Raw genomic sequence first — 4,547 nt, 5'->3', positions numbered from 1 at the left:
GTGCAGCCGCTGAAAGGCGCCCGGGTCTCCGGCTCGCTGCACATGACCGTGCAGACCGCGGTGCTCATCGAGACTCTCGTTGCGCTGGGCGCCGAAGTCCGCTGGGCGTCGTGCAACATCTTCTCCACCCAGGACCACGCCGCCGCGGCGGTCGTCGTCGGCCCGCACGGGACCGCCGCAGAGCCCAAGGGCGTGCCGGTGTTCGCCTGGAAGGGTGAGACGCTCGAGGAGTACTGGTGGGCCGCCGAGCAGGCGCTGACCTGGCCGGATGAGCCGGCGAACATGATCCTCGACGACGGCGGCGACGCCACCATGCTGGTGCTGCGCGGTGCGCAGTACGAGAAGGCCGGCGTGGTGCCGCCCGATGAGGAAGACGACTCGGCTGAGCACCGGGTGTTCCTGAGCCTGCTGCGTAAGCGCTTCGAGACCGACAAGGACAAGTGGACCAAGATCGCCGCGTCGATCAAGGGCGTGTCCGAGGAGACCACCACCGGCGTGCTGCGGCTCTACCAGTTCGCCGCCGCCGGCGACCTGGCCTTCCCGGCGATCAACGTCAACGACTCGGTGACCAAGTCGAAGTTCGACAACAAGTACGGCTGCCGGCACTCGCTGATCGACGGCATCAACCGCGGCACCGACGTGCTGATCGGCGGCAAGAAGGTGCTGATCTGCGGCTACGGTGACGTCGGCAAGGGCTCGGTGGACTCGCTGGCCGGCCAGGGCGCGCGGGTGACCGTCACCGAGATCGACCCGATCAACGCGCTGCAGGCGCTGATGGAGGGCTACGACGTCAAGCGGGTAGAGGACGTGATCAGCGAGGCTGACATCGTCATCACCACCACCGGCAACAAGGACATCATCACCCTCGAGCACATGAAGGCGATGAAGGACAAGGCGATCCTGGGCAACATCGGCCACTTCGACAACGAGATCCAGATCGCGCGGCTGGAGAAGTCGGGTGCCACCAAGGTCAACATCCGCCCACAGGTCGACCTGTGGACCTTCGGGGACACCGGCAAGTCGATCATCGTGCTGTCCGAGGGCCGGCTGCTGAACCTCGGTAACGCCACCGGGCACCCGTCGTTCGTGATGAGCAACAGCTTCTCCAACCAGGTCATCGCGCAGATCGAGCTGTGGACCAAGAACGACGAGTACGACAACGAGGTCTACCGCCTGCCCAAGCACCTCGACGAGAAGGTGGCCCGCATCCACGTGGAAGCCCTCGGCGGCGAGCTGACCAAGCTGACCAAGGAGCAGGCCGAGTACATCGGCGTTGACGTCGACGGCCCGTACAAGCCGGACCACTACCGCTACTGATCTTTGTCGGACTGCCGAGCGCTCCGCTAGCGGAGCGCTCGGCAACCACCGCTCCGCTAGCGGCGCGCTCGAAACCGTCAATCAGCACGGCGGCGACTAGGCTCGCGCCGTGCTGATTGCTATTGAGGGGGTCGACGGCGCCGGCAAGCGGACGCTCACCGAAGGCCTGCGCGCGGCGTTGGAGGCCGCCGGGAAATCGGTAGCCACACTGGCGTTCCCGCGATACGGGCAGTCGGTGACCGCCGACGTGGCCGCCGAGGCATTGCACGGCCGGCACGGCGACCTGGCCACTTCGGTGTACGCGATGGCGCTGCTGTTCGCGCTGGATCGCGCGGGGGGAGCCGACCAGATTCGCGACCTGTGTCGTGACCACGACGCGGTGATTCTGGACCGCTATGTGGCCTCCAACGCCGCATACAGCGCCGCGCGGCTGCACCAGCAGGCCGACGGCGAGGTGGTTGGCTGGGTGCACGACATCGAATACGGCCGATTGCATCTTCCGGTGCCGGACTGGCAAGTGCTGTTGGGCGTCTCGTCCGAGCTGGCCGATCAGCGCGCCCGCCACCGGGCCAGCCTCGATGCCAGCCGGGAGCGTGACGCCTACGAACGCGACGCCGGCCTGCAGCAGCGCACCGGCGCGGTGTACGCCGGGCTGGCCGCGGCGGGCTGGGCCGGACGCTGGTTGGTGGTCGACGCCGAGGTCGATCCGGGCCGGCTGGCGGCGCAGTTAACGGCTTAATGTCCGCCCGGCGTGGAACGCTGTGGTAATAGGTGCAAGAAACACGCGCGTGGTAGCCCCGTTTTGTCGCGATCTGGTGACACCATGGAGACCATGAGGCAAAGGATTCTCGTGGTCGACGACGACGCGTCGCTGGCCGAGATGCTGACCATTGTGCTGCGGGGGGAAGGGTTCGACACCGCGGTCATTGGTGATGGCACCCAGGCGCTGACCGCCGTGCGCGAACTGCGGCCCGACCTGGTGTTGCTGGACTTGATGCTGCCGGGCATGAACGGCATCGACGTGTGCCGGGTGTTGCGGGCCGACTCTGGCGTCCCGATCGTGATGCTCACGGCCAAGACCGACACCGTCGACGTGGTGCTCGGCCTGGAGTCCGGCGCCGACGACTACATCATGAAGCCGTTCAAGCCCAAGGAGCTGGTCGCCCGGGTGCGGGCGCGGCTGCGGCGCAACGAGGACGAGCCGGCCGAGATGCTCTCGATCGCCGACGTGGACATTGATGTGCCCGCCCACAAGGTCACCCGGAACGGCGAACAGATCTCGCTGACGCCGCTGGAGTTCGACCTGCTGGTGGCGTTGGCGCGCAAGCCGCGCCAGGTGTTTACTCGTGATGTGCTGCTCGAGCAGGTTTGGGGATACCGACACCCGGCGGATACCCGCTTGGTGAATGTGCACGTCCAGCGTCTACGGGCCAAGGTCGAAAAAGACCCGGAGAATCCGACCGTGGTGCTGACCGTTCGAGGAGTGGGTTACAAGGCCGGACCGCCGTGATCGCCGAGCGTCGCGATGTGTGAGGAGCGGCGCCGGTGATCTTTGGCTCGAAGCCACGTTTTCGCGGTCGTTCGGGTCGTTCGGGCCCGGTCATGCGGGGCATGGGTACGTTGAGCCGCGCCCTTGGCATGGCCTGGCGCCGCTCGTTGCAACTTCGGGTGCTCGCTCTGACTCTTGGCATGTCCCTGGCGGTGATCCTGGCGCTCGGCTTCACGCTGACCAGCCAGGTCACCAACCGCGTGCTGGACGTCAAGGTGCGCGCCGCCACCGAGCAGATCGACCGGGCCCGCGCCACGGTCAGCGGGATCGTCAGCGGGGAAGAGGCGCGGTCACTGGACAGCAGCCTGCAGCTGGCCCGCAACACCTTGACGTCGAAGACCGACCCGACCTCCGGAGCCGGGCTGGCCGGCGCGTTCGACGCCGTTCTGGTGGTACCCGGCGACGGCCCGCGGCCCGCCGCCTCGGCCGGGCCGGTCGACCAGTTGCCCGACGCGCTGCGCGATTTCGTGAAGGCCGGGCAGGTGGCCTACCAGTACGCGACGGTGCACACCGAGGGCTTCTCCGGTCCGGCGTTGGTCATCGGCACTCCGACGATGTCACGGGTGAACAACCTCGAGCTGTACCTGGTCTTCCCGCTGGGCAACGAGCAGAGCACGATCGCACTGGTCCGCGGCACGATGGCCACCGGCGGCCTGGTGTTGATGGTGCTGCTGGCCGGTATTGCGTGGATGGTCACCCGGCAGGTGGTGGTACCGGTACGGGCGGCGGCGCGGACCGCCGAGCGATTCGCCGACGGGCACCTGTCCGAGCGGATGCCGATCAACGGCGAAGACGACATGGCCCGGCTGGCGGTGTCGTTCAACGACATGGCCGAGAGCCTGTCGCGTCAGATCGCACAGCTCGAGGAGTTCGGAAACCTGCAGCGCCGGTTCACCTCTGACGTCAGCCACGAACTGCGCACCCCGCTGACCACCGTCCGGATGGCCGCCGACTTGATCTACGACCACAGCTCCGAACTGGACCCCACGCTGCAGCGCTCCACCGAGCTGATGGTCAACGAGCTCGATCGCTTCGAGTCGCTGCTGTCCGACCTGTTGGAAATCTCCAGGCACGACGCCGGTGTGGCCGAATTGTCCGTGGAGGCAGTCGATTTGCGCACGACGGTACAGAGCGCGCTGGGCAATGTGGGCCACCTGGCCGAGGACGCCGGCATCGAGCTGCTGGTAGACATGCCCGCCGAAGAGGTGATCGCCGAGGTCGATCCGCGGCGGGTGGAGCGCATCCTGCGCAATCTGATCGCCAACGCCATCGACCACGCCGAACACGAGCCGGTACGGATCCGGATGGGCGTCGACGAGGACACCGTCGCCGTCACGGTTCGCGACTACGGGGTGGGGCTGCGGCCCGGCGAGGAGAAGCTGGTATTCAGCCGGTTCTGGCGGTCGGACCCCTCCCGGGTGCGGCGCTCCGGCGGGACCGGGCTGGGTCTGGCGATCAGCGTCGAGGATGCGCGCCTGCACCAGGGCCGGCTGGAAGCGTGGGGCGAGCCCGGTCAGGGTGCCTGCTTCCGGCTGACGCTTCCGATGATCCGTGGCCACAAGGTCACCACCAGCCCATTGCCGATGAAACCGATCCCGCAGCCGGCGCCGCCCGCCCCCGAGTCGGGGCAACCATCGGGCAAAGAGCGTGCGCGCCAACACGAGCACGCCGACAGGAGCGG

The 4,547-nt window shown here is 67.5% G+C and carries 4 protein-coding genes; all 4 read left to right on the top strand.

Annotated features, from left to right (window positions below; all coding sequences use genetic code 11):
* A partial coding sequence (gene ahcY / locus VGH54_RS12995) for an adenosylhomocysteinase (protein WP_331512414.1) occupies positions 1–1,317 on the top strand: 1,317 nt, incomplete at its 5' end.
* 109 nt (positions 1,318–1,426) lie between these two features.
* Positions 1,427–2,056 (top strand): dTMP kinase, encoded by a 630-nt coding sequence (locus tag VGH54_RS12990; RefSeq protein WP_331512413.1) that lies wholly within the window; start codon positions 1,427–1,429, stop codon positions 2,054–2,056.
* Positions 2,057–2,140: 84 nt separating this feature from the next.
* On the top strand, positions 2,141–2,827 hold the full coding sequence (gene mtrA, locus VGH54_RS12985; RefSeq protein WP_067341807.1) for a two-component system response regulator MtrA: 687 nt from the start codon (positions 2,141–2,143) through the stop codon (positions 2,825–2,827).
* Between the two features lie 35 nt (positions 2,828–2,862).
* Positions 2,863–4,547: MtrAB system histidine kinase MtrB (mtrB, locus tag VGH54_RS12980; RefSeq protein ID WP_331512412.1), on the top strand; the 1,685-nt coding region annotated here is incomplete at its 3' end.

It is taken from the genome of Mycobacterium sp. (assembly GCF_036488105.1).
Taxonomy (GTDB): Bacteria; Actinomycetota; Actinomycetes; order Mycobacteriales; family Mycobacteriaceae; genus Mycobacterium.
This window is presented reverse-complemented; position numbering and strand designations above follow the sequence as displayed.

Coding starts and splice junctions, on each gene's coding strand:
- mtrA (WP_067341807.1), top strand. CDS start 2,141: ATGGAGACCATGAGGCAAAGGATTCTCGTGGTCGACGACGACGCGTCG.